Source organism: Faecalibacterium sp. 9 (genome assembly GCF_048320955.1).
Classification (GTDB): Bacteria; Bacillota; Clostridia; order Oscillospirales; family Ruminococcaceae; genus Faecalibacterium; species Faecalibacterium wellingii.
Window position 1 is genome coordinate 544,284 of the sequence record NZ_JBLWGB010000002.1, and the last position, 19,105, is coordinate 563,388.

The window sequence follows — 19,105 nt, forward strand, 5'->3', positions numbered from 1 at the left end:
GAGGGAGTGGCATGTGGGCCAAGCACAAAACGCAGCCGCCGCACCGCTGGCTTGCAGCACTATTCCGTCAGCCGCCCAAGGGGTTTTACCGCACACCCGCCGTCTACCTGAGCGGCGGACAGATGGAGATCGAGCATTTCCGGTGCATCCTGACCTACAGCCCGGCCTGCCTTTGCCTGCAGATGCCCCATGGCCGTTTCACCGTTCACGGCGATGAACTGAAGATCATCACCCTCACCGCCACCCGCCTGACCCTGCGGGGCCGCTTTCTGCGGACGGACTTCGCAGATGAATAGGAGGTGCCCCCATGGAACCGGTAAGGCTTTGGGCCGCAGTGGAGTTCACTGCACGCAGCGGCAGCACCGAGGCCCTGCTCACCGCTGCTGCCCGGGCCGGGCTGCATCTCTACGGCGTGACGGCTCTGCCCGGGGGCTTCTGCGGCCACTGTGCCGCCCGGCAGTATCCGCGCCTTGCTGCTCTGGCCCGCAGATACCGGGTACGGCTGCGGGTGCGCAAAAAGCAGGGGCTGTACTTCCGGGCGCGCCCGTTGCTGCGCCGGGCCGGGCTCTGGGCCGGGCTGGCGGTGTTCCTGCCGCTTTTGCTCTGGACGCAGCAGTTCGTCTGGTTTGCCGATGTCTCTGCCCTCACCGCCGGACAGGCTGCGCGGGCGTCTGCCATCCTGCGAGAGGTGAGCCTGCAGCCCGGCTCTGCCGTGACCGAAGCAAAGCTCGCCGCCGGGGAATACGCCCTGCTGCACAGTGGTGAGTTCTCATGGGCCAGCCTGAATTTTGCCAAAGGACGACTGGAAGTGGAAGCCGCCGCCGCAAAGCCCAAGCCCGACATTGCCACCGGGACGCTGCACGGCATCCGGGCCCGATGCAGCGGCACTGTGGTGCGCACGAATCTTGTCAGCGGCACCATGCTGGTGGTGCCCGGGCAGCAGGTGGAAGCCGGACAGGGCCTCATTGGCACGGCGCGCAGTGAGCGCGACGGTACGCTGATCTTTGCCCCCGCCGCTGGGACGGTGCTTGCGCAGTTTGAATGGAACGACACCCGCACCGTGCCGTTGGAAGAGAATGTCTTTCAGTACACCGGAGGCTGTACCCGCAGCATAGAGCTTTTGGTGTTCGGGCAGGCATTTGCCCTGCCTGCCGCGGCTGCGCCGGAAAACGCCGTTTTCACCACCCGGCATTACCAGCCGGAGCTGCCTTTGCTGGGCCTTGCGCTCCCCTGCTCCATCCAGGAGACCTGCCGGTACGGGCAGCAGCCGGAAACGCTCTGCCGCACCGAGGAGCAGGCGGCGGCACTGGCCCGGCTGCAGAGCCTGCAGGCTTTGTACGCCGCATGGCCGGATGCGGAGCGCATTGCCCGCAAAGAGGACTGCACTGTGAACGACGGCAGGCTGAATTACACCGTGACGTATACGATCGTTGCGGATATCTGCGGGTGAGATGCAAAAAGGGCCTTCCCATTTCCGGGAAAGCCCTTTTGCATTTTGCGTCTTATTTGTTTTCCGCCGCCTGCGCGTCATACTCCGCGAGCAGGTCGTTCAGGTCGTACTGGTACTTGCTGTGACAGAAGTGGCACACCACTTCACAGTTCGGGTCCTCGTCACGCATTTTCACCAGCTCCTTGCGGCCAAGGCTGAACAGCATTTCCTTTGTGCGTTCCGCACTGCAGTCGCACTGGTAGTGCACGTCGCGCTCGTCCAGCACGTTGGGTTCAAAACCCGCCAGCGCCAGCTGCATCATATCCTCGGGGGTCTTGCCCTCGTGCAGCATGGTGGTGACGGAAGGCATGGCTGCGATATTTTTTTCCAGCTGATCGATCTCCGCGTCGGTAGCGCCGGGCAGCAGCTGCACCATAAAGCCGCCTGCGCACAGGATGGACAGGTCCTTGTCCACCAGCACGCCCAGTGCCATGACGGTGGGCACCTGCTCGCTGTAGGCGTAGTAGGCGGTCAGATCCTCGGCGATCTCGCCGGAGACCAGCGGCACCTGACCCACGGTAGGCTCCTTTTGCAGGCTGTTGTCCCGGATGACGGTGAGCACACCGTCTCTGCCCACAGCGCCGCCCACATCCAGATGGCCGTTCGGCTTTGCAGGCAGCTCCACCAGCGGGTTATCGATGCAGCCTTTCACGTTGCCGGTACCGTCGGTGCAGGCAATGACCACGCCGGCGGGGCCGCCGCCGGACACACGCAGGGTGATCTTATCGCGGTCGTCCTTGAGCATGGATCCCATCAGGGCTGCGCCGGTGAGCAGACGGCCCAGTGCCGCGCTGCAGGTGGCGCTGGTGGTGTGCAGCTTTTCGGCCTTGCGGACGATCTGGGTGGAGTCCACGCCGCAGAACACGACGCCGCCGTTCTCCGACAGGCCGCGGATCAGATTTGCCATAGGTTATTCCTCCAATTGTGTATACTGCTTGACTGCGCAGAAGAAATAGCGCTGGCTGTCCTCGGTCAGCGGGCCGAAGGTCTCGCCGTCGCAGACGCTTTCCAGCGCAAAGCCGTGCTTTTCCAGCGCGGTGCGGATGGTGTCAAGGTCGTAGGTGTACTCGTAGAACTGCTCGTGGAAGTGCTCGCCGGTCTCGTGGTAGTCGATGTCCACGGTGATCTCCACACGGCGGTTCACGGCATCGTAGTGGTTGCGCCACACGCAGGCGGCATCCTCTTCCTCAAAGGTGAATTCGTTGTCGCCCAGCACATTCCTGTGCTTGTAGGGCGTGTTCATATCAAAGAGGAACACGCCGCCCTTCTCCATAAAGAAGCCTGCGTTGGCAATGGCCGTGTCCAGATCCGGGATGTGGTTGAAGGTGTCAAAGGTGGACACTGCGCCCCGGATGGTGCCGTACAGATCCAGCTTGAGCAGATCCTGCCGCAAAAGCAGCAGCCTGCCGGAAAGGCCCAGCTGTTCGGCCTTGTCCCGCACAACGCAGAGCATTTCCTCGGACTGGTCAATGCCGATCATATCATAGCCTGCCTGCGTGAGCATCAGGGTCAGCTCACCGGTGCCGCAGCCAAGGTCGGCAAGGATGCCGTCCTGGATGCCATGGGCTTGCAGTTCGGCACGGATGTGCGCATACAGCGCGTCATAATCGGCCTCGCCGTTGAATTCATCGTAGAAATAGGCAAACTCGTTGTAGGCCATGGTTTACTCCGCTTCCTGTTCCCCGGCAGCAACCGCGGCATTGAGCACCGCCTGCAGCTCCGGGATGCCGTAGCCGTTCTCGCCGCTGGTCAGCACCACCTTCTGGCAGCCATAGGGGCGGCAGAGGTTTTCAAAGTCCTCCTGCGTCTTGGCCAGCTGGCTCTTTTTGAGCTTATCAGCCTTGGTCAGGGCCACTACATAGGGAATCTGGTGATAGTGCAGGTAGCGCAGCATCTGCTCATCGTCAGCGCTGGGTGCATGGCGGCAGTCCAGCAGCTGCACCAGCAGGGTGTGGTGGCGCGGGGCCTCAAAATAGCTGTTGATCAGGTCGTCCCAGCGCTCGCGGTCGGCGTTGCTCACCTTGGCGTAGCCGTAGCCGGGCAGATCCACAAAATAGCAGTCGTCCACCGAATAGAAATTGATGGTGGCCGTTTTGCCCGGTGTACTGGACACGCGGGCGAGGTTTTTGCGGCTGCACAGCTTATTGATCAGGCTGGATTTGCCCACATTGGACCGCCCCGAAAAGCTCAGTTCCGGGCGGTCGCTCTCGGGCAGCTGGCTGGAAATGCCGTAGCTGGCAATGAAATCAGCTTTGTTGTAATTCATGGAGCTTTCCTTTCTGTTCTGCGTTCAAGGGACTGTGTGTCGGCAGCCCCGGTCAGATGCAGCTTGTCCGGCAGGACGGCAGATAGTTTCTCCAGCGAATGTCCTGGGGGTGGGGCCCCGGCGCGCAAGCGTTGGGGCGGGACTGGAGTCCCGGGCTGTTCGCGGAGAAATCCATCTGCCGACCTGCCCTATTCTCAGCACACCGCGCCGGGCTGGGGCTTTTCTGCGGTGGGCGGCACAATGGCGGCGTCTGCCGCCTTTTTCTTTGCATGGGTGCGGCTGGGAGCCTTGGCCTTCTTTGCGTTCTGGGGCTTGAGCAGGGCTGCGTTCAGCACCTGCGTCAGGCTCTGCATGGGCAGGAAGGTGAGGTTCTTCTTCACCTCGTCGTCCACCTCATACAGGTCGGGTTCGTTGTCCTTGGGGATGAGCACGGTCTTCATGCCCTCGCGGTAGGCCGCCATGCTCTTTTCCCGCAGGCCGCCGATGGGCAGCACATTGCCGTGCAGGGTGATCTCGCCGGTCATGGCAACATCGCCGCGCACCGGAATGCCGGACAGGCAGGATACCAGCGCCGTGGTCAGGGTGACACCGGCAGAAGGGCCGTCCTTGGGTACTGCGCCCTCCGGGGCGTGGATGTGCAGGTCGCACTTTTTGAGCTTTTCCGGGTCGATGCCGTACTCGGCGGCGTGCACGCGCACCCACGTAACGGCCAGCTGAGCGCTCTCCTTCATCACGTCGCCCAGCGAACCGGTGACGGTGATCTTGCCGCTGCCCTCCGGAATGACCTGCACCTCAATGGGCAGGGTCTCACCGCCCACGCTGGTCCATGCCAGACCGTTGGCAACGCCCACCATATTGGTACGGTTGAGGAAATCGGGCTTGACAAAGCGGGGGCCCAGCAGATCTTCCAGCATGGTGCCGGTAACGGAGACGCTTTCCACCTCGCCTGCGGCGATCTTGCGGGCGCACTTGCGCAGCACGCTGGTGATGGTGCGTTCCAGATTGCGCACACCGGCCTCGCGGGTGTAGCCGTCGATGATGCCGTAGAGCGCGCTCTGGCTCAGAGTGACCTTGCCGGTCAGGCCGCAGGCCTTGAGCTGCTTGGGCAGCAGGTGCTTGCGGGCAATGTTGTATTTTTCCACGCGGGTATAGCTGGGCAGTTCGATGACGTCCATGCGGTCACGCAGCGGGCCGGGGATGCTGCCCAGATCGTTGGCCGTGGTGATGAAGAATACATGGCTCAGATCAAACGGGATATCGATGAAATGGTCGTTGAAGGTGCTGTTCTGCTCCGGGTCCAGCGCTTCCAGCAGGGCTGCGGCCGGGTCTCCCCGGAAGTCGCCTGCCAGCTTGTCGATCTCGTCCAGCAGCATCAGAGGGTTCGCGCTCTTGGCGGTGATCATGGCATTGATGATCTTGCCGGGCATGGCACCGATGTAGGTGCGGCGGTGGCCGCGGATCTCAGCTTCATCCCGCACGCCGCCCAGACTGATGCGCACATACTTGCGGCCAAGGCTTTCGGCGATGGAGCGTGCAATGCTGGTTTTGCCGACGCCCGGAGGGCCCACCAGACAGATGATCTGGGCTTTGACGTCCGGTGCCAGCTTGCGCACGGCCAGCGTTTCCAGAATGCGGTCCTTCACCTTTTTCAGGCCATAGTGGTCGCGGTCCAAAATCTGCTGCGCACGGCCGATATCAAGGTCATCCACCGTGAAAGTGTTCCACGGCAGATCCAGACAGGTGTCCAGATAGGTGCGGATGACCGTTGCCTCCTGATTGGAGCCCTGCATCTTGGAAAGACGGTCTACCTCCTTGAGCAGCTTCTTCTCGCTGTCCTCTGCAAGGTGCAGTTCCGTGATCCTGCGGCGGTACTCGTCCGCCTCAGCGTGGGTGTCGTCGCCCTCGCCCAGTTCATCGCTGATGATGTGCAGCTGTTCGTGCAGGTAATAATCGCGCTGGTTCTTGTCCATGGACTCGTTGACCTTTTCCGCGATCTCCTTTTCAATTTTCATCACCTGACACTCGCGGCGCAGCATCTCGACCAGCTTTTTCAGCCGCCCGTTCAGGGTGCCCTCATCCATGACAGCCTGCTTGTCCTCGTAGCGGAACAGCAGGTTCGCGGGCATATACTCGCTGAGGAAGGCAGGGTCATCGCTGGAAACGATGGCAAACACCACATCCTTGCCAAGGCGCGGGTTCATGCCGAGATACTCGTCAAACCCGGTCTTGAGGGCGCGCAGCAGCGCTTCGGTCTCCACGGCTTCCTCGGGCTTGCCGGGGCGCACCGGGGCCGGGCGCACTTCCGAAAGCAGGAAATCACCGCTGGCATCCAGCTCCGTGAGCTTTGCGCGGTACTTACCCTCCACCAGAACCTTTACAAGGTCCTCGGAGACCCGCAGCACCTGCTTCACCTCGGCCACCACGCCGTAGGCAAACAGGTCGGCCTGAGCGGGGTCCGTGGTATCCATGGACTTCTGCGCCACCAGAAAAACGTTGGAATTATTTGCCATTGCCCACTCCACGGCGGCAATGCTTTTTTCGCGGCCCACCTCAAAGTGGACAAGATTGTTGGGGAACACCACCAGACCCCGCAGGGCGATGGTGGGCAGATGCAGCGTTTTGCGCTCCACCTTGATGGTAACTTTTTCACTCATTGTGCAAACACCTCCCGGCTGCCGCGTACTTTCCCACGGCGGCAGCGCCGTATGCAAGAGTTCCTATCTATAAAGTATGTTGTTTCCTTATTATACTGATTTCCGGCCAAAATGCAACCATGCCGGGCCGGGCGTTGGTTATTCGCCGCGCTTTTCCTGCGTGGAAAAGCCCATTTTGCCCAGAGCGGGCAGCAGGGCCCTGAGGGTGATGGAGGTCAGTGCGCCCATCACAAGGCCCAGCACCAGCATGACCGGCGCATAGTAGAAGGACAGCGAGGACGAAATGATCACACCTGCACCCAGCAGCTGGCCGATGTTGTGGGCCAGTGCGCCGCATACGGACAGGATGAACCATGTGGGCCGCACCGGCAGCAGATAGTAGAGCACCCACATCACCAGCAGGGACAAAAGGCCGCCGCACAGCGAGAGGAAGCCCGCCGTGAAGCCGGACACCAGAAACACGAACAGCGCCTTGAGCACATCCAGCACCAGTGCATGCTTTGGCCCCATGAAAAACAGCGCATACATCACTACGATGTTGGCAAGGCCCAGCTTCATGCCCGGCAGCAGGCCCGGGATGGTGAGTGTGCCCTCAATAAAGGACAGCGCCATGGCCAGCGCAAACAGCAGGCCGGAAAGCGCAATGTGCCGTGTTTTTTCATAGCTGCGTCGATTCCCTGGCATTCTGTCCCCTCCTTTATTCTTCGGTCTGGCTCTGCTCGTAGCTTTCCTGCTCTTCCATGGCAGCTTCCCATGCGGCAAACAGCTCCTCCTGATGGAAACGCAGGTCGCTCAGCTCGTCGCTCTTCTGGCGCAGCAGGTCGGGGTCGTTGTACACCTCGGGGGAATTGATCTCGTTGTCCAGTTCCACCTCGCGGGCACCGCAGGCCTCCATCTCATCCTCACAGGCTTTGATCTTGGCCCGCAGCTCGGCGCGGCGGCGGCGCTGTTCCTTGCCATAACCGATCTTGGCGGGCTCGGCGGCCTTCTGCACGGCAGGGGCCGGGGCGCTGCGGCCCATCAGGGCGTCGTAGCTGGGGTAGATGGTGGCCTTGCCGTCCTCAAGGTAGAGGATAGGACAGGCCAGACTGTTCATCAGGTGGCGGTCATGGGTAACCAGCAGCAGCGTGCCGGTGTAGGCCATGAGGGCCTCGGTGAGATTTTCGCGGGTGTAAATGTCAAGATGGTTGGTGGGCTCGTCCAGAAACAGCAGATTGGGCCGTTCCAGCACGATCTCCGCAAAGCGCAGGCGTGCCAGCTCGCCGCCGGAAAGCGCCTCGCAGGGCTTGAACACCGTCTCCCCCCGGAAGCCCAGCTTTGCCAGATGGTTGCGCACTTCCAGCTCGGTCATGCGGGGATACTTGTTCCAGATCACATCGATGACCCGGCCCTGACCCAGACGGTTCTGCTGCTGAGCAAAAATGCTGGGCCGTGCACCGGTGCCCAGCCGCACCATGCCGCCGGAAGGGCGGCGCTTACCGTCCAGTACCTGCATCAGGGTGGATTTACCCGCGCCGTTGGGACCTGCGATCACCAGTCTCTGGCCGCGGCACACCGTGTAAGTGAAGGGTTCCAGCAGGGTGCGCTCCCCGATCCGGATGGTCAGATTCTTGAGCAGCACCAGCTCATTCCACGGTTCTACGTCATATTCAAACCGGAACTTCAGCTGATTGGTCTCGTCCTTGGGGGCTTCGGTGATCTCCAGCTTTTCCAGCTGCTTGCGGCGGCTCTGGGCCATTTTGGTGGTGGAAGCGCGCACAAGGTTGCGGTCCACGTAGTCCTGCAGCTTTTCGGCCAGCGCCACATCCGCATCGTGCTGCTTCTGGCGCAGAGCATCGGCAGCTTCCTTCTGGGGCAGGTAGGTCGAGAAGTTACCCTTGTAGGTGGTCATGGTCTGGAACGAGACTTCCCAGATCTTTGTACACACGTTATCCAGAAAATAGCGGTCATGGCTGACCACCAGCACCGCGCCGGAATAGCCCTTGAGGTAGTTTTCCAGCCATTCCATGGTGGCAAAGTCCAGATGGTTGGTGGGCTCGTCCAGAATGAGCACATCCGGCTTTTTCAAAAGCAACTTGGCCAGCCGCAGTCTTGTCAGCTCGCCGCCGGAGAGCACCGCAATGTTCTTCTGCCATGTATCCTGCGGAAAGCCCATGCCGGACAGCACCTTTTTGATGTTCACATCCATGTTGTAGCCGTCGGCGGCATCCACGATGTTCTGCAGCTGGTCGTGCTGGGCCAGCAGGGATGCGTCCTCCGGGTTTGCGGCCATTTTGCGTTCCAGCACCTGCATCTGGGCCATGGCGTCCAGCACAGGGGCAAAGGTGGAGCGCATTTCGCCGTAGATATCCAGCGTGGCATCCAGCTTTGCGTTCTGTTCCAGATAGCCCAGCGTCACGCCGTGGGTCACGCTGAATTCTCCGTCGTAGTCCTGATATTCGCCGGTGAGGATCTTGAGCAGGGTGGTCTTGCCCGCGCCGTTCTGGCCCACGATGCCAATGCGGTCCTCCCGCTCGACGCTGGCGGTCACATCATGCAGGACGATCTTTTCGCCAAAGCTTTTGCCTAGTTTTTCCAAATGTATCAGCATAGTTTTATGATCCGTTCTCTATCCATTTGTTGGCTCAGCACTGGTGGCGGCGGTTTTTCAGGCCCACATTGGCCAGCTCTTCCTGCTCCATCACCAGAGGATACAGCTCCTTCAGATCTGCGATCTCGTAGGTGGGCACCACCTTGCCGGGATTCTCAGCGTGATCGGGATTATACCAGCAGGTGTCCAGACCTGCATTCGCGCCGCCCTGAATGTCGCTGCTCAGGCCGTCGCCCACCATCAGCACATGCTCCCGGTTCTCCACGCCAAGGGCGCGCAGGGCTGCGTCAAAGATCTTCCGGTTGGGCTTTTCGGCGTCCATCTTTTCGGAAACGAATACATCCTCCATAAAGTTCAGGATGCCGCTTTCTGCCAGACGGCGGGTCTGCACCTTCTGGAAGCCGTTGGTCACAACGGCCAGCGTCGCCACCTCGGAGAGCTCCCGCAGCACGTCCAGCACTTCCGGCCCCATCAGGTCCGGGTGGGTGGAGAGCTGCTCCAGATAGAAGCGGTTCATTTCCACGCCGTCACCGGCGGCATCAACGGCCTTGAGGAAGCGGGTGAACCGCTCTGCCATAAGCTTTTCCCGCTTGATCTGCCCCTTTTCCAGCTGACGCCACAGCTCCTCGTTGATGGTGCGGTAGGTCTGCACGGTCTCAGCGTCCGGCTCAATGCCGTAGTTCACCAGCGTTTCGGCCAGTGCCTTGCTTTCTGCTGCGTCAAAATTCAGCAGCGTGTTGTCTGCATCGAACAGGATGCAATAGTATTTTGCCATATGTCTTCCCTCTTTTCCTTCTGCCATGGCCGCAAATGCCATGCGCTCAACAACAGGGAGAAGCCAGCCCTGCCCCCGCAGAGCTGGCTTCCGGAAGCTGCTTTCATCGTCAGGCGCTCTGCACTGGCTGCAAAAACAGCTTCATATTATTCTGAGATCATTTCGTACATCGGTGCATCGGTTTGCTCCGGGTCGTTATCCGGGCAGGTGGTTTTTGCATCGCAGGGGGTGGCGGCGCACTTTGCCATTTCCTCTTCCAGCGCGCCGTTGTCCACATTTTCCCAATCGGTGCCGTAATCGTCCACACTGCCGTCGGTCACGTTCTCTTCGCCCGGCAGAGCCGGGGTGCGGGGCTCCTCGTAGTACATCAAAACGCCTCCCTTCCTGCCAGCCTATGCGGCACGGCAGGCCGGGGTGACAGCCTCAGGACGCAGAGTCCGTGGGTGCTGCCTGCTCGTTGGTAGTTTCCTTGCTGGCATTTGCTTCCGAAGGCTCTGTGTGAGAACCGCTTTCCGTCGCAGAACTGCTATGGGAGGACGAGGTGCTCTCACTGGAAGAAACGCTGCTGCCCGTACTATGAGAAGAGCCGGAAGAGTTGCTGCTGCTCGTACTGTGGGAGGAGCTGGATTCACCGTTGGAGCTGGACGTGCTTGCCGAGGGAGCCGTGCTCTCGCTGCTGGAAGTGCCGTGCGAGGTGCTGTCGGAAGCGGATGTAGATCCGGAGGAAGCTCCGGACGAAGCAGCGGAAGAGCTGCCAGAACTGCTGGTGCTGCTGCTGGAAGAGCTGGACGTGCTGCCGGAAGAGCTGGCAGAGCCAGCGCTCACGCCGCTGACCGTCACGTTCAGGGTGTTGCTGGCAATGGTGCAGCCGTTGTAGCTTGCCACTGCATAGACCTTGAAGGTCGCATTGAGCATGGAAGGATCGATCTCCACCTTCACAGTGGTCTTGCCCGCAGCCTGCGGCACTTCCGCACCGTTGGCGTACCAGCGGATGCTGTCGGCAGTGAGATGCTTACCGCCCAGCTTTGCGGTAAAGGTGTAGTAATCGCCCAAAACCGCCTTGCCGGTGCTGCTGATGCTGATGGATGCCTGTGCAAACATGGCGGTCACATCCACATTCTGCTTGAAATTGGTGTCTGTGCGGGTCTTCTGGGTGACGCCGTCGCTCCAGCGGACGAACACATGACCCTCCTGCGGCACGGCAGTCACGCTGACAGACTGAGCTGTGCTGGTCACATCGTAGGTCAGTGCCGTCTTGCCGCTGTCGCTGCCGCTGGACAGGGTGCCGCCGCCGTTCTTATCCACACGATAGGCGGCCTGATACAGCACGCTCTGCCCTTCGGAAGAGCTTGCAGCCTCTGAGCTGCTGGGTGCAGCCACCGCAGAGCTGGGGTTTGCCGTGTATTCCGCGCGTTTGGGAATGTTGGCGGTATCCGGGCGGCGGTCGTCGGTCTGGTAAGCATGGGTGCGCAGGTAGCTCAGCAATGCCTTGAGGCCGGCGGGCTTCAGGTGGATATCCCCGCTCTGATAGTAGTCCTCCCGGCCATAGCCGTTGGCATCCTTCAGCACCTCAGCCGTATTGAGGAACTTCAGGCCCATCTGCTCACACATGGACAGCAGCGCCATGTTGAAGTCGTCGATCTTGGTCTGATCCATATTGGGATAGTTTGCGTGGTTTGCAGGCACCGGCGGCACCGTGTTCACGATGATGTCGGTATAGGGGTAGCTTTCCTGAATGGCCTGCACCAGCGCGGTGTAGTTATTGATGAACTCCTCCACCGCCATGCCGTTGTCGTTGGTGCCCAGCATGATGACCACGCGGCGGGGCTTCATTTTGGCCACTGCCTGCGCGATGGTATAGCTGTTGTTGTCCTTTTTAAAGGTGACGATGCCCTCGGTCAAGGCCGCGTGGGTGCCAATGCCCTCCTTGGCGCAGAACTGCTGCAGGCTGACAAGGCCGTTTGCATACAGGCGCACCGTGTTGGAATCGCCGATGAACAGGGTCTCTTTCTGATAGTCCTCGCCCGCATCGGCGGTCTCCGGCAGCAGGGCGCTGGAGGTCTCGTTGATCTGATAGTGATCCGAGATATCCTCTTCACCCGGCACCAGAACCTCGCTGGAGGGCTGCTCCACCGGGGCGGAGGGGTTCTTGCCGCGCTTGAGCAGGGTCAGCGTGATGCCGATGGTCAAAACAGCGGCCAGCGCGCACACCGTGCACACCAGCACCGCCTGCTTCTGCATGGGGGTAAGTGATTGCTTTTCCGGTTGTGTTTTTTTCATATCTCTCACCATTCACCTGAAAACCGTTTTTCCGGAGCATGGTACCGTTTACGCGGTTCCTTCTGCTCCCGGAGCGGCTTCTTATTTTCCGGCGTAAACACTGGGTCTATACGTTTCCACTTCAGTCCAGGATCTGCGTTGCAAGGTCGGCACAGCTTTCTGCCAGCAGCACGGGGTGGAAGGGGGCCAGCTCCTCCCTGCTGCCATAACCGTACAGCGCACCGGCGGCGTCCAGACCGCAGTCTGCCGCGCCGCGCATATCGTCGTTGCGGTCGCCCACCATCAGCACCCGCTTGCCCTGCATCATGGGCTGAGCAAGCACATGGCGCACCACATCGGTCTTGGTATCGCGGCTCTCGTCCATGGACGCGCCGCCGATAAAATCAAAATAATCTGCAAGACCCTTTTCTTTCAGGATCGGCGTAACGACCTGCGTGGGCTTGGAGGTAGCCGTGCACAGGATCAGGCCCGCAGCCTTCAGGTGCTGCAGCATCTCTGCTGCGCCCGGATAGGCGGCACACTCGTGGCTGCCCTTGACGGCGTAGCTGTCACGGTAAAGGTTCGTGGCCTTTTCAATGAGGGCCGGGTCCGTGAAATGTTCGCCAAAGCTTTTGCGCAGCGGCGGCCCGAGATAGCGGCGCAGGTTGACGTGCGTGGTGTCCACACCCATCTTATCAAAGACTTCTTTTAATGTATTTATAATACCCGGGGCAGAATCGATCAGGGTTCCGTCCACATCGAACAGGATCGCATCGTAATTCAGCAATGTTCAACTTTCCTCACTTTCATGGTGATACATCCTATAGTATAGCACAGAATCCCGTTATCAGCAATTCCAACAAATGGTTTTTACAAAAATTATGCATTCAAGCAGAGAAAAGGCCTGCCCGGCATCCGGACAGGCCTTTCAGCATCTTCTTACTTCGCTGCTGCATCCGCAGGCGGATAGTATAGGTTGTTGGAGACGAACTCCAGCTTATCCTTGAGCACCAGTTCCAGATTTGCCACGGCGTGCACCATGTTGGTGGCCGAATCGTTTACTTCCAGCAGCTTGCACAGGTCCAGACCGTCCAGTTTCATGGCGGCGTCCATCTTCCGGCTTTCGGCACAGAGGATGTGGCTCAGGGCATTTTCCTGCAGCGCGATGCTCTCTACCAGATCAACGACCGCCTGCTCCAGCGTCACCTTGGGCAGGCAGGGGCAGGGGCAGCGGGTGGTATCGATACAGTTTTCAGCAGACATGATAAAACCTTCCTTTCGTTCATCAGGTCAGGGGCGGTGTACGCCCCATTCTATGTCTGCCGGGTGTGCCGGTGTTACTCCTGCTTTTGGGGATTCTGGGTGCCGCGCACCTTTTCAATGGTCGCGCGGTAGCCGCCGGAGCCGTACTGGATGCAGCGGTTGATGCGGCTGATGGTAGCCGTGCTGATCTCCACCGCCTTCACGATCTGGTCGTAGGTACTGCCGTCCAGCAGCATTTTGGCCGCTTCCAGCCGCTGCGCCATATCGGAGATCTCCTTTACCGTGCACAGATCCTCAAAAAAATTGTAGCATTCTTCCCGTGTTCTCAGGCTGAGGATCGCATCAAACAGTGCATCGGTGGTCTGGTTTCTTCTGGAATTTTTTTCTGCCATAAATATTCTCCTTGCCGCCGCAGCGGACTGTCCGGTTTTGGGGCGTTCCCTATCTTAAATGTTTCGGAAATATTCAGATTCTTTCTTGCATCATCACTTTAGCACATCAAAGTGTGAAAGTCAAGCCCTGAGCGTGAACTCTTTTCATTCGTGGATGTGTATAGTTTTTTTCGTTTCACGCATGAACAAAAATCACCTAAAAATTTTTGCAGAACGCTTTTCTGAATTAGTGCATCCTCCGAACTTGTGCCAAAGATATTGACAATTTGTGAATTCCGCACTAAAATACGGACAATCATTCGGCAAATGCGATGAACAGGACATGATTCTTTGCAGCACCCTCTCCCAGAGAGCCGCCCATCTGATGCGAAGGCGGTAGTCAGGAGCAAAGCGTTCTCCCCTGCGAGCAGCCTGTGTGAACCGGACGCCGACCCCGTCCGCAGTAATGTATGGCCGTTTTGCCCACGTTACGGGGCTGCGTATGTATGTACGCTGGGAGTGGCTGCCTGTGCAGCAAACGAAGTGGTACCGCGGAGTATTCCATACACAATGTGCAGTGTATGTGAAGGCCTTCGTCTTCGATGGTTCGTCCCAAATGGAACGAACCCGGGAGGACGGGGCCTTTTTTACACCCTGCCGCCGCAAAAGAACCCATGCCGCTGACATTTGCCGGATGCCAAGAAAGGAAAGAGGTAAAAACAATGAATACGCTGGTCATCGTATTGATCGCAGCCGTGTGTCTGTTTGGCGCTTATATGCTTTACGGCCGCTGGCTGGCTAACAAGTGGGGCATCGACCCCTCTGCCAAGACCCCGGCAGTTGTCCATGAGGACGGCCGGGACTATGTTCCCACCGACGGCTGGACCGTGTTTGCACACCAGTTCAGCTCCATTGCCGGTGCAGGCCCTGTCACCGGTGCGATCCAGGCCGCTGCTTTCGGCTGGCTGCCGGTGCTGCTGTGGGTGCTGCTGGGCGGCATCTTCTTCGGTGCCGTCACCGACTTCGGCGCTCTGTACGCTTCCGTTAAGAATGACGGCAAGAGCATGGGCATGCTGATCGAAAAGTACATCGGCAAGACCGGCCGCAAGCTGTTCCTGCTGTTCTGCTGGCTGTTCTGCGGCATTGTGATTGCCGCCTTTGCCGACATGGTTGCCGGCACCTTCAACGCCTACGGTGCTGACGGTGCTCTGGTGGAGGCTGCCCAGACCAACGGTGCTGCCGGCATGGTCTCCATCATGTTCATGGTGTTCGCCGTAGTCTTTGGCCTGCTGCAGAAGAACCTGCACTTCACCGGCTGGAAAGAGAATGTGATCAGCATTGTATTCATCGTGCTGTCCTTTGTGGTGGGTGCAAACTTCCCCATCATTCTGGGTAAGGCTGCATGGAGCTACATCACTTTTGTGTACATCTTCTTTGCCGCTGTCCTGCCCATGTGGCTGCTGAAGCAGCCCCGTGACCACATGACCACCTTTATGTTTGTGGCCATGATCGTGGGCGCCGTTCTGGGCCTGATCGTCAACCATCCTGTCATGAACCTGCCGGTGTTCACCGGCTTTACCAACGCCAAGCTGGGCACCATGTTCCCCATCCTGTTCGTTACCGTTGCCTGCGGCGCTGTTTCCGGTTTCCACAGTCTGGTGTCTTCCGGCACCTCCTCCAAGACCGTTACCAATGAGAAGGATATGCTGAAGGTCGGCTACGGTGCCATGGTGCTGGAAAGCCTGCTGGCTGTCATCGCTCTGTGTGTTGCCGGTGCTTCTGCTGCTGCAGACGGCACTCCCGCAGACGGCACTCCGTTCCAGATCTTCAGCCGCGGCGTTGCCAGCTTCTTCGTGGGCTTCGGCCTGAACCAGCACTTTGCCTCTGTGTTTATGACCATGTGCGTTTCCGCACTGGCCCTGACCAGTCTGGATGCTGTGGCCCGTATCGGCCGCATGAGCTTCCAGGAGCTGTTCAGCGTGGACGACATGGAGCATGCTGAGGGCTGGCGCAAGCTGCTGTGCAACGTGTACTTCTCCACCTTCCTGACTCTGGCTTTCGGCTTCCTGCTGACCAAGATCGGCTACGCCAACATCTGGCCCCTGTTCGGTTCTGCAAACCAGCTGCTGAGCGCTCTGGTTCTGGCCACTCTGTGCGTGTTCCTGAAGGTCACCGGCCGCAGCAACAAGATGATCTTCCCTCCGCTGGTCATCATGCTGTGCGTCACCTTCACCGCTCTGGTGCAGCGCCTGATTGCTATGGTCAAGGCCATCAGCAATGCCGCTGCTGTCACCATCCCCGCTGGCGAGACCACTTGGGGTGCTGTGTTCATTGCAAACGGCCTGCAGCTGATCCTGGCTGTGCTGCTGATCGTTCTGGGCCTGAACATCGTGTTCCACTCCTTCAAGGCCTATAAAAACGCTGAGCACAACAGCGAGGCAAAGGTCTGATCTCTCAGGTTTGAGCATCGTTTAACAGAATAGGCAAAATGCCGCTGACGGAATAAAAGCCGTCGGCGGCATTTTTATTTTATATGATTCGTATTTGTGGCGTCCTGCGGGCCGCTCCAAACACTTTTTCACCAGAGGAATTGTAACGGTACATAGCTGCATTTTGCCTTTGGGGCTCTTCCCGTGAAAAAGTATTTTAGAAACGACCGCAGTCGTTTCTAAAATACAGAAACTAAAGATAATGATACCTCTATTTATGCCCAGAGTGAAACGGAGGGCATTCTAAATCAAAAATTCGCTTCTTCCCACGTTTGAAGGACCGCCATCTGCACCGGGGTATGGAACCAGTGCTCCCCGCCCTCCATGATCGTCAGATGCGCCCCGCTTTCCTGACGGAAGCGCTCGATCATGGTGCGGCTGGTCAGGGCATCCTGATCTCCGTAGAGCACCTGCGTGCGGCCATGCCAGTTCAGCGGATGTTCCCGCACCCAGCACAGATACGGCCATGAGAGGGTCTCACCAAGATCCGTGGGGATCTCCCCTGCCCGCCGCAGCTGTTCCTCGGTCACATGGGCATATTGCATCATATTCGTGATGAGAGCTTCCATATCCACCACCGGAGAGACCAGCAGGGTCTTTTCCGGGGCGTCGGCCTGCAGCGCCTGCATGGCAATCCACGCGCCGATGCTCACGCCATACAGCCGGATATGCGCCCACACCGGCTTCATGCGGGCATAGACAGCCTGCAGTTCCGGGACCACCACCCACGGCAGTAGCTGCTCCGGGCTGTTTTTCCGTGCGCCATGTTCGGGCAGGTCGATAGCCAGCACCTGCCAGCCCGCTTCACAGGCTGTGGCGGCAAAACGTTCTGCCTCTTCCTTGCAGCCGTTCTTACCATGGAGATAGAGATAGGCTCTGCGGCTCCGTTCGCCGTACAGGACGGCAGGGACGCCTGCAAGAGTCACGGTTTGTTTTTTCATAAGGGATTCTCCTTATCCGATCATGCTCTCCATTCGGAGAGACGTTTTGTTTACACTGCGCATTGCTTTTCGTCCTCCCTTCTTTCCGTTTTCTCTATGATAGCACATCCGCCCGGCAAACACAAACAAAAAAGGAGCCGCAGCGCCCTGTTACGGGTACTGCAGCTCCCAGATTCAACCCAAAGGTTAAATTACTTCACCATGCTTGCAACTTCAGCAGCGAAGTCGTCAGCACGCTTCTCCAGGCCTTCGCCCTTCTGGAAGCGGGTGAACTTGACGATCTTGATGTCGCCGCCCAGATCCTTAGCGACCTTAGCGGTGTACTGAGCAACGGTCAGGTCGCCGTCCTTGACGAACTCCTGATCGACCAGGCAGTTCTCCTTGAAGAACTTCTTGATCTTGCCCTCGATCATCTTCTGCTTCACAGCCTCGGGCTTGTTAGCGGTCTTGGGATCGCCAGCCATCTGAGCCAGCATGATCTCCTTCTCCTTGGCCACGACCTCAGCGGGGACAGATGCCTCATCGACATAGCCGGGGTTTGCAGCTGCGACCTGCATAGCGATGTCCTTGCCGTAAGCAGCGAACTCGTCCTTAGTCTCGATGCCGTTGGTGGTCTCGAAGTTGACCAGAATGCCGTGGGTGCCGCCGCCGTGGACGTATGCAGAGCAGACGCCCTCGTAACGGACGAAACGGCGAACCTTGATGTTCTCCTTGATGACCAGGATCAGGTTCTTCAGAGCCTCGTCCACGGTCTCGCCGTTCTCGGTCTTGCAAGCCATCAGAGCCTCAACATCAGCAGGGTTCTGCTTCATGATGACCTGAGTTGCCTCCTTGACGAAAGCAACGAACTTGTCGTTCTTGGCAACGAAGTCGGTCTCAGCGTTGACCTCGATGACAACACCCACCTTGCACTGGGGGCAGTAGTCAGCGTAGACCATACCCTCGGCAGCGGTACGGCTTGCCTTCTTGGCAGCGGTAGCCAGACCACGCTCACGCAGGATTTCGATTGCCTTCTCGAAGTTGCCGTCAGCCTCGGTCAGAGCCTTCTTGCACTCCATCATGCCGCAGTCGGTCTGCTTGCGCAGTTCCATAACGTCCTTTGCAGAAATAGCCATTTTCGTATTCTCCCTTACACGTTATTTTGTTGTTTGTGGGATGGGAAATCAGGCGTTTGCTGCATCCTCAGCGGGAGCGGCCTCCTGGTTGCCCTGCTTGCCTTCCAGCGCAGCGTCAGCCATAGCGCCAGCGATCAGCTTGACAGCACGGATTGCGTCGTCGTTGCCGGGGATCACGTAATCGATCTCGTCGGGGTTGCAGTTGGTATCAACGATAGCAACGATGGGGATGTTCAGCTTGCGGGCCTCAGCAACAGCGATGCGCTCCTTGTGAGGATCGACGATGAACATAGCCTTCGGCAGGGTCTTCATGTTCTTGACGCCGCCCAGGTACTTGTCCAGCTTCTCCATCTCCAGCTCCAGCTTGGCAACTTCCTTCTTGGGCAGCAGCTCGAAGGTGCCGTTCTCCTTCATCTTAGCCAGCTGATCCATACGGTCGATGCGCTTGCGGATGGTGCGGAAGTTGGTCAGCATACCGCCCAGCCAGCGAGCATTGACATAGTGCATGCCGCAGCGCAGAGCCTCGTCACGGATGGACTCCTGAGCCTGCTTCTTGGTGCCGACGAACAGGATGTCGCCGCCCTCAGCTGCAACTTCCTTCACGTAGTTGTAAGCCTCGTCCAGCTTCTTCACGGTCTTCTGCAGATCGATGATATAGATGCCGTTGCGCTCGGTGAAGATGTACTTAGCCATCTTGGGGTTCCAACGGCGGGTCTGGTGACCGAAGTGCACGCCTGCCTCGAGAAGCTGCTTCATAGAAACGACTGCCATAATAAAAATACCTCCAGATATTGTTTTGCCTCCGCACACCGTGATCTGCACAGTACATCGGGTACCGGCAGACTGCCCTCCACTCGTAAGAGCACAAAAGGGCATAGTGATGCGTGTGTAAT

18 protein-coding genes are annotated in these 19,105 nt (G+C 58.8%); 3 read left to right on the plus strand and 15 right to left on the minus strand.

Features of this window, described 5'->3' with window-relative positions:
• Positions 1-11 precede the first annotated feature (11 nt).
• Positions 12-296: a YabP/YqfC family sporulation protein gene (locus ACKXF9_RS11320; protein ID WP_418266245.1), complete on the plus strand. Its 285-nt coding sequence runs from the start codon at positions 12-14 to the stop codon at positions 294-296.
• A gap of 11 nt (positions 297-307) precedes the next feature.
• Positions 308-1,450 (plus strand): sporulation protein YqfD, encoded by a 1,143-nt coding sequence (locus ACKXF9_RS11325; protein WP_418266246.1) that lies wholly within the window; start codon positions 308-310, stop codon positions 1,448-1,450.
• A gap of 52 nt (positions 1,451-1,502) precedes the next feature.
• On the opposite strand, the gene hslO is transcribed toward ACKXF9_RS11325, so the two are convergent.
• The 12 genes from hslO to ACKXF9_RS11385 all read right to left on the minus strand — a co-directional run bounded on the left by hslO (position 1,503) and on the right by ACKXF9_RS11385 (position 13,688).
• Positions 1,503-2,396 carry an Hsp33 family molecular chaperone HslO gene (gene hslO, locus ACKXF9_RS11330; protein ID WP_418266247.1) on the minus strand — a complete coding sequence of 298 codons (894 nt, stop codon included), beginning with the start codon at positions 2,394-2,396 and terminating at the stop codon, positions 1,503-1,505.
• Positions 2,397-2,399: 3 nt separating this feature from the next.
• Positions 2,400-3,149, minus strand: a complete 750-nt coding sequence (locus tag ACKXF9_RS11335; protein ID WP_339394769.1) for a class I SAM-dependent methyltransferase — start codon at positions 3,147-3,149, stop codon at positions 2,400-2,402.
• 3 nt (positions 3,150-3,152) lie between these two features.
• Positions 3,153-3,755 (minus strand): ribosome biogenesis GTP-binding protein YihA/YsxC, encoded by a 603-nt coding sequence (gene yihA, locus ACKXF9_RS11340; RefSeq protein ID WP_348583599.1) that lies wholly within the window; start codon positions 3,753-3,755, stop codon positions 3,153-3,155.
• 194 nt (positions 3,756-3,949) lie between these two features.
• On the minus strand, positions 3,950-6,409 hold the full coding sequence (lon, locus tag ACKXF9_RS11345) for an endopeptidase La (RefSeq protein WP_418266248.1): 2,460 nt from the start codon (positions 6,407-6,409) through the stop codon (positions 3,950-3,952).
• A gap of 138 nt (positions 6,410-6,547) precedes the next feature.
• Complete coding sequence (locus ACKXF9_RS11350; RefSeq protein WP_418266249.1) at positions 6,548-7,093, minus strand: Gx transporter family protein; 546 nt, start codon at positions 7,091-7,093, stop codon at positions 6,548-6,550.
• 13 nt (positions 7,094-7,106) lie between these two features.
• Positions 7,107-8,999, minus strand: a complete 1,893-nt coding sequence (locus tag ACKXF9_RS11355) for an ABC-F family ATP-binding cassette domain-containing protein (RefSeq protein ID WP_418266250.1) — start codon at positions 8,997-8,999, stop codon at positions 7,107-7,109.
• A gap of 34 nt (positions 9,000-9,033) precedes the next feature.
• Complete coding sequence (locus ACKXF9_RS11360; protein ID WP_418266251.1) at positions 9,034-9,774, minus strand: YjjG family noncanonical pyrimidine nucleotidase; 741 nt, start codon at positions 9,772-9,774, stop codon at positions 9,034-9,036.
• A 146-nt stretch (positions 9,775-9,920) separates the two neighbouring features.
• Positions 9,921-10,142, minus strand: coding sequence for a hypothetical protein (locus ACKXF9_RS11365; RefSeq protein ID WP_249238597.1), 222 nt, complete (start codon positions 10,140-10,142; stop codon positions 9,921-9,923).
• A 55-nt stretch (positions 10,143-10,197) separates the two neighbouring features.
• Complete coding sequence (locus ACKXF9_RS11370) at positions 10,198-12,054, minus strand: SGNH/GDSL hydrolase family protein (protein WP_418266252.1); 1,857 nt, start codon at positions 12,052-12,054, stop codon at positions 10,198-10,200.
• Between the two features lie 121 nt (positions 12,055-12,175).
• Positions 12,176-12,820: an HAD-IA family hydrolase gene (locus tag ACKXF9_RS11375; RefSeq protein WP_418266253.1), complete on the minus strand. Its 645-nt coding sequence runs from the start codon at positions 12,818-12,820 to the stop codon at positions 12,176-12,178.
• Positions 12,821-12,972: 152 nt separating this feature from the next.
• Entirely contained in the window at positions 12,973-13,296 is a 324-nt protein-coding gene (locus ACKXF9_RS11380; protein WP_005940334.1) for a hypothetical protein, read from the minus strand.
• A gap of 74 nt (positions 13,297-13,370) precedes the next feature.
• Positions 13,371-13,688 carry a YerC/YecD family TrpR-related protein gene (locus ACKXF9_RS11385; protein WP_249238594.1) on the minus strand — a complete coding sequence of 106 codons (318 nt, stop codon included), beginning with the start codon at positions 13,686-13,688 and terminating at the stop codon, positions 13,371-13,373.
• A 701-nt stretch (positions 13,689-14,389) separates the two neighbouring features.
• Between ACKXF9_RS11385 and ACKXF9_RS11390 the strand changes: the two genes are divergently transcribed.
• Complete coding sequence (locus tag ACKXF9_RS11390; RefSeq protein WP_249238593.1) at positions 14,390-16,117, plus strand: carbon starvation protein A; 1,728 nt, start codon at positions 14,390-14,392, stop codon at positions 16,115-16,117.
• Between the two features lie 287 nt (positions 16,118-16,404).
• Here ACKXF9_RS11390 and ACKXF9_RS11395 read toward each other — a convergent pair whose 3' ends face one another.
• The 3 genes from ACKXF9_RS11395 to rpsB form a co-directional block, all read right to left on the minus strand.
• The gene (locus tag ACKXF9_RS11395; RefSeq protein WP_418266254.1) at positions 16,405-17,097 is read right to left on the minus strand and encodes an alpha/beta hydrolase; all 693 of its coding nucleotides are present in this window, start codon (positions 17,095-17,097) and stop codon (positions 16,405-16,407) included.
• Positions 17,098-17,288: 191 nt separating this feature from the next.
• Positions 17,289-18,212: a translation elongation factor Ts gene (gene tsf / locus ACKXF9_RS11400; RefSeq protein ID WP_418266255.1), complete on the minus strand. Its 924-nt coding sequence runs from the start codon at positions 18,210-18,212 to the stop codon at positions 17,289-17,291.
• A 48-nt stretch (positions 18,213-18,260) separates the two neighbouring features.
• Positions 18,261-18,983: a 30S ribosomal protein S2 gene (gene rpsB / locus ACKXF9_RS11405; protein WP_022257112.1), complete on the minus strand. Its 723-nt coding sequence runs from the start codon at positions 18,981-18,983 to the stop codon at positions 18,261-18,263.
• Positions 18,984-19,105: the final 122 nt, after the last annotated feature.

Bases quoted from the DNA above. Each gene is read 5' to 3' on its own strand.
- ACKXF9_RS11320 (WP_418266245.1), top strand. From the start codon at position 12: ATGTGGGCCAAGCACAAAACGCAGCCGCCGCACCGCTGGCTTGCAGCA.
- ACKXF9_RS11325 (WP_418266246.1), top strand. From the start codon at position 308: ATGGAACCGGTAAGGCTTTGGGCCGCAGTGGAGTTCACTGCACGCAGC.
- hslO (WP_418266247.1), bottom strand. From the start codon at position 2,396: ATGGCAAATCTGATCCGCGGCCTGTCGGAGAACGGCGGCGTCGTGTTC.
- ACKXF9_RS11335 (WP_339394769.1), bottom strand. From the start codon at position 3,149: ATGGCCTACAACGAGTTTGCCTATTTCTACGATGAATTCAACGGCGAG.
- yihA (WP_348583599.1), bottom strand. From the start codon at position 3,755: ATGAATTACAACAAAGCTGATTTCATTGCCAGCTACGGCATTTCCAGC.
- lon (WP_418266248.1), bottom strand. From the start codon at position 6,409: ATGAGTGAAAAAGTTACCATCAAGGTGGAGCGCAAAACGCTGCATCTG.
- ACKXF9_RS11350 (WP_418266249.1), bottom strand. From the start codon at position 7,093: ATGCCAGGGAATCGACGCAGCTATGAAAAAACACGGCACATTGCGCTT.
- ACKXF9_RS11355 (WP_418266250.1), bottom strand. From the start codon at position 8,999: ATGCTGATACATTTGGAAAAACTAGGCAAAAGCTTTGGCGAAAAGATC.
- ACKXF9_RS11360 (WP_418266251.1), bottom strand. From the start codon at position 9,774: ATGGCAAAATACTATTGCATCCTGTTCGATGCAGACAACACGCTGCTG.
- ACKXF9_RS11365 (WP_249238597.1), bottom strand. From the start codon at position 10,142: ATGTACTACGAGGAGCCCCGCACCCCGGCTCTGCCGGGCGAAGAGAAC.
- ACKXF9_RS11370 (WP_418266252.1), bottom strand. From the start codon at position 12,054: ATGAAAAAAACACAACCGGAAAAGCAATCACTTACCCCCATGCAGAAG.
- ACKXF9_RS11380 (WP_005940334.1), bottom strand. From the start codon at position 13,296: ATGTCTGCTGAAAACTGTATCGATACCACCCGCTGCCCCTGCCCCTGC.
- ACKXF9_RS11385 (WP_249238594.1), bottom strand. From the start codon at position 13,688: ATGGCAGAAAAAAATTCCAGAAGAAACCAGACCACCGATGCACTGTTT.
- ACKXF9_RS11390 (WP_249238593.1), top strand. From the start codon at position 14,390: ATGAATACGCTGGTCATCGTATTGATCGCAGCCGTGTGTCTGTTTGGC.
- ACKXF9_RS11395 (WP_418266254.1), bottom strand. From the start codon at position 17,097: ATGAAAAAACAAACCGTGACTCTTGCAGGCGTCCCTGCCGTCCTGTAC.
- tsf (WP_418266255.1), bottom strand. From the start codon at position 18,212: ATGGCTATTTCTGCAAAGGACGTTATGGAACTGCGCAAGCAGACCGAC.
- rpsB (WP_022257112.1), bottom strand. From the start codon at position 18,983: ATGGCAGTCGTTTCTATGAAGCAGCTTCTCGAGGCAGGCGTGCACTTC.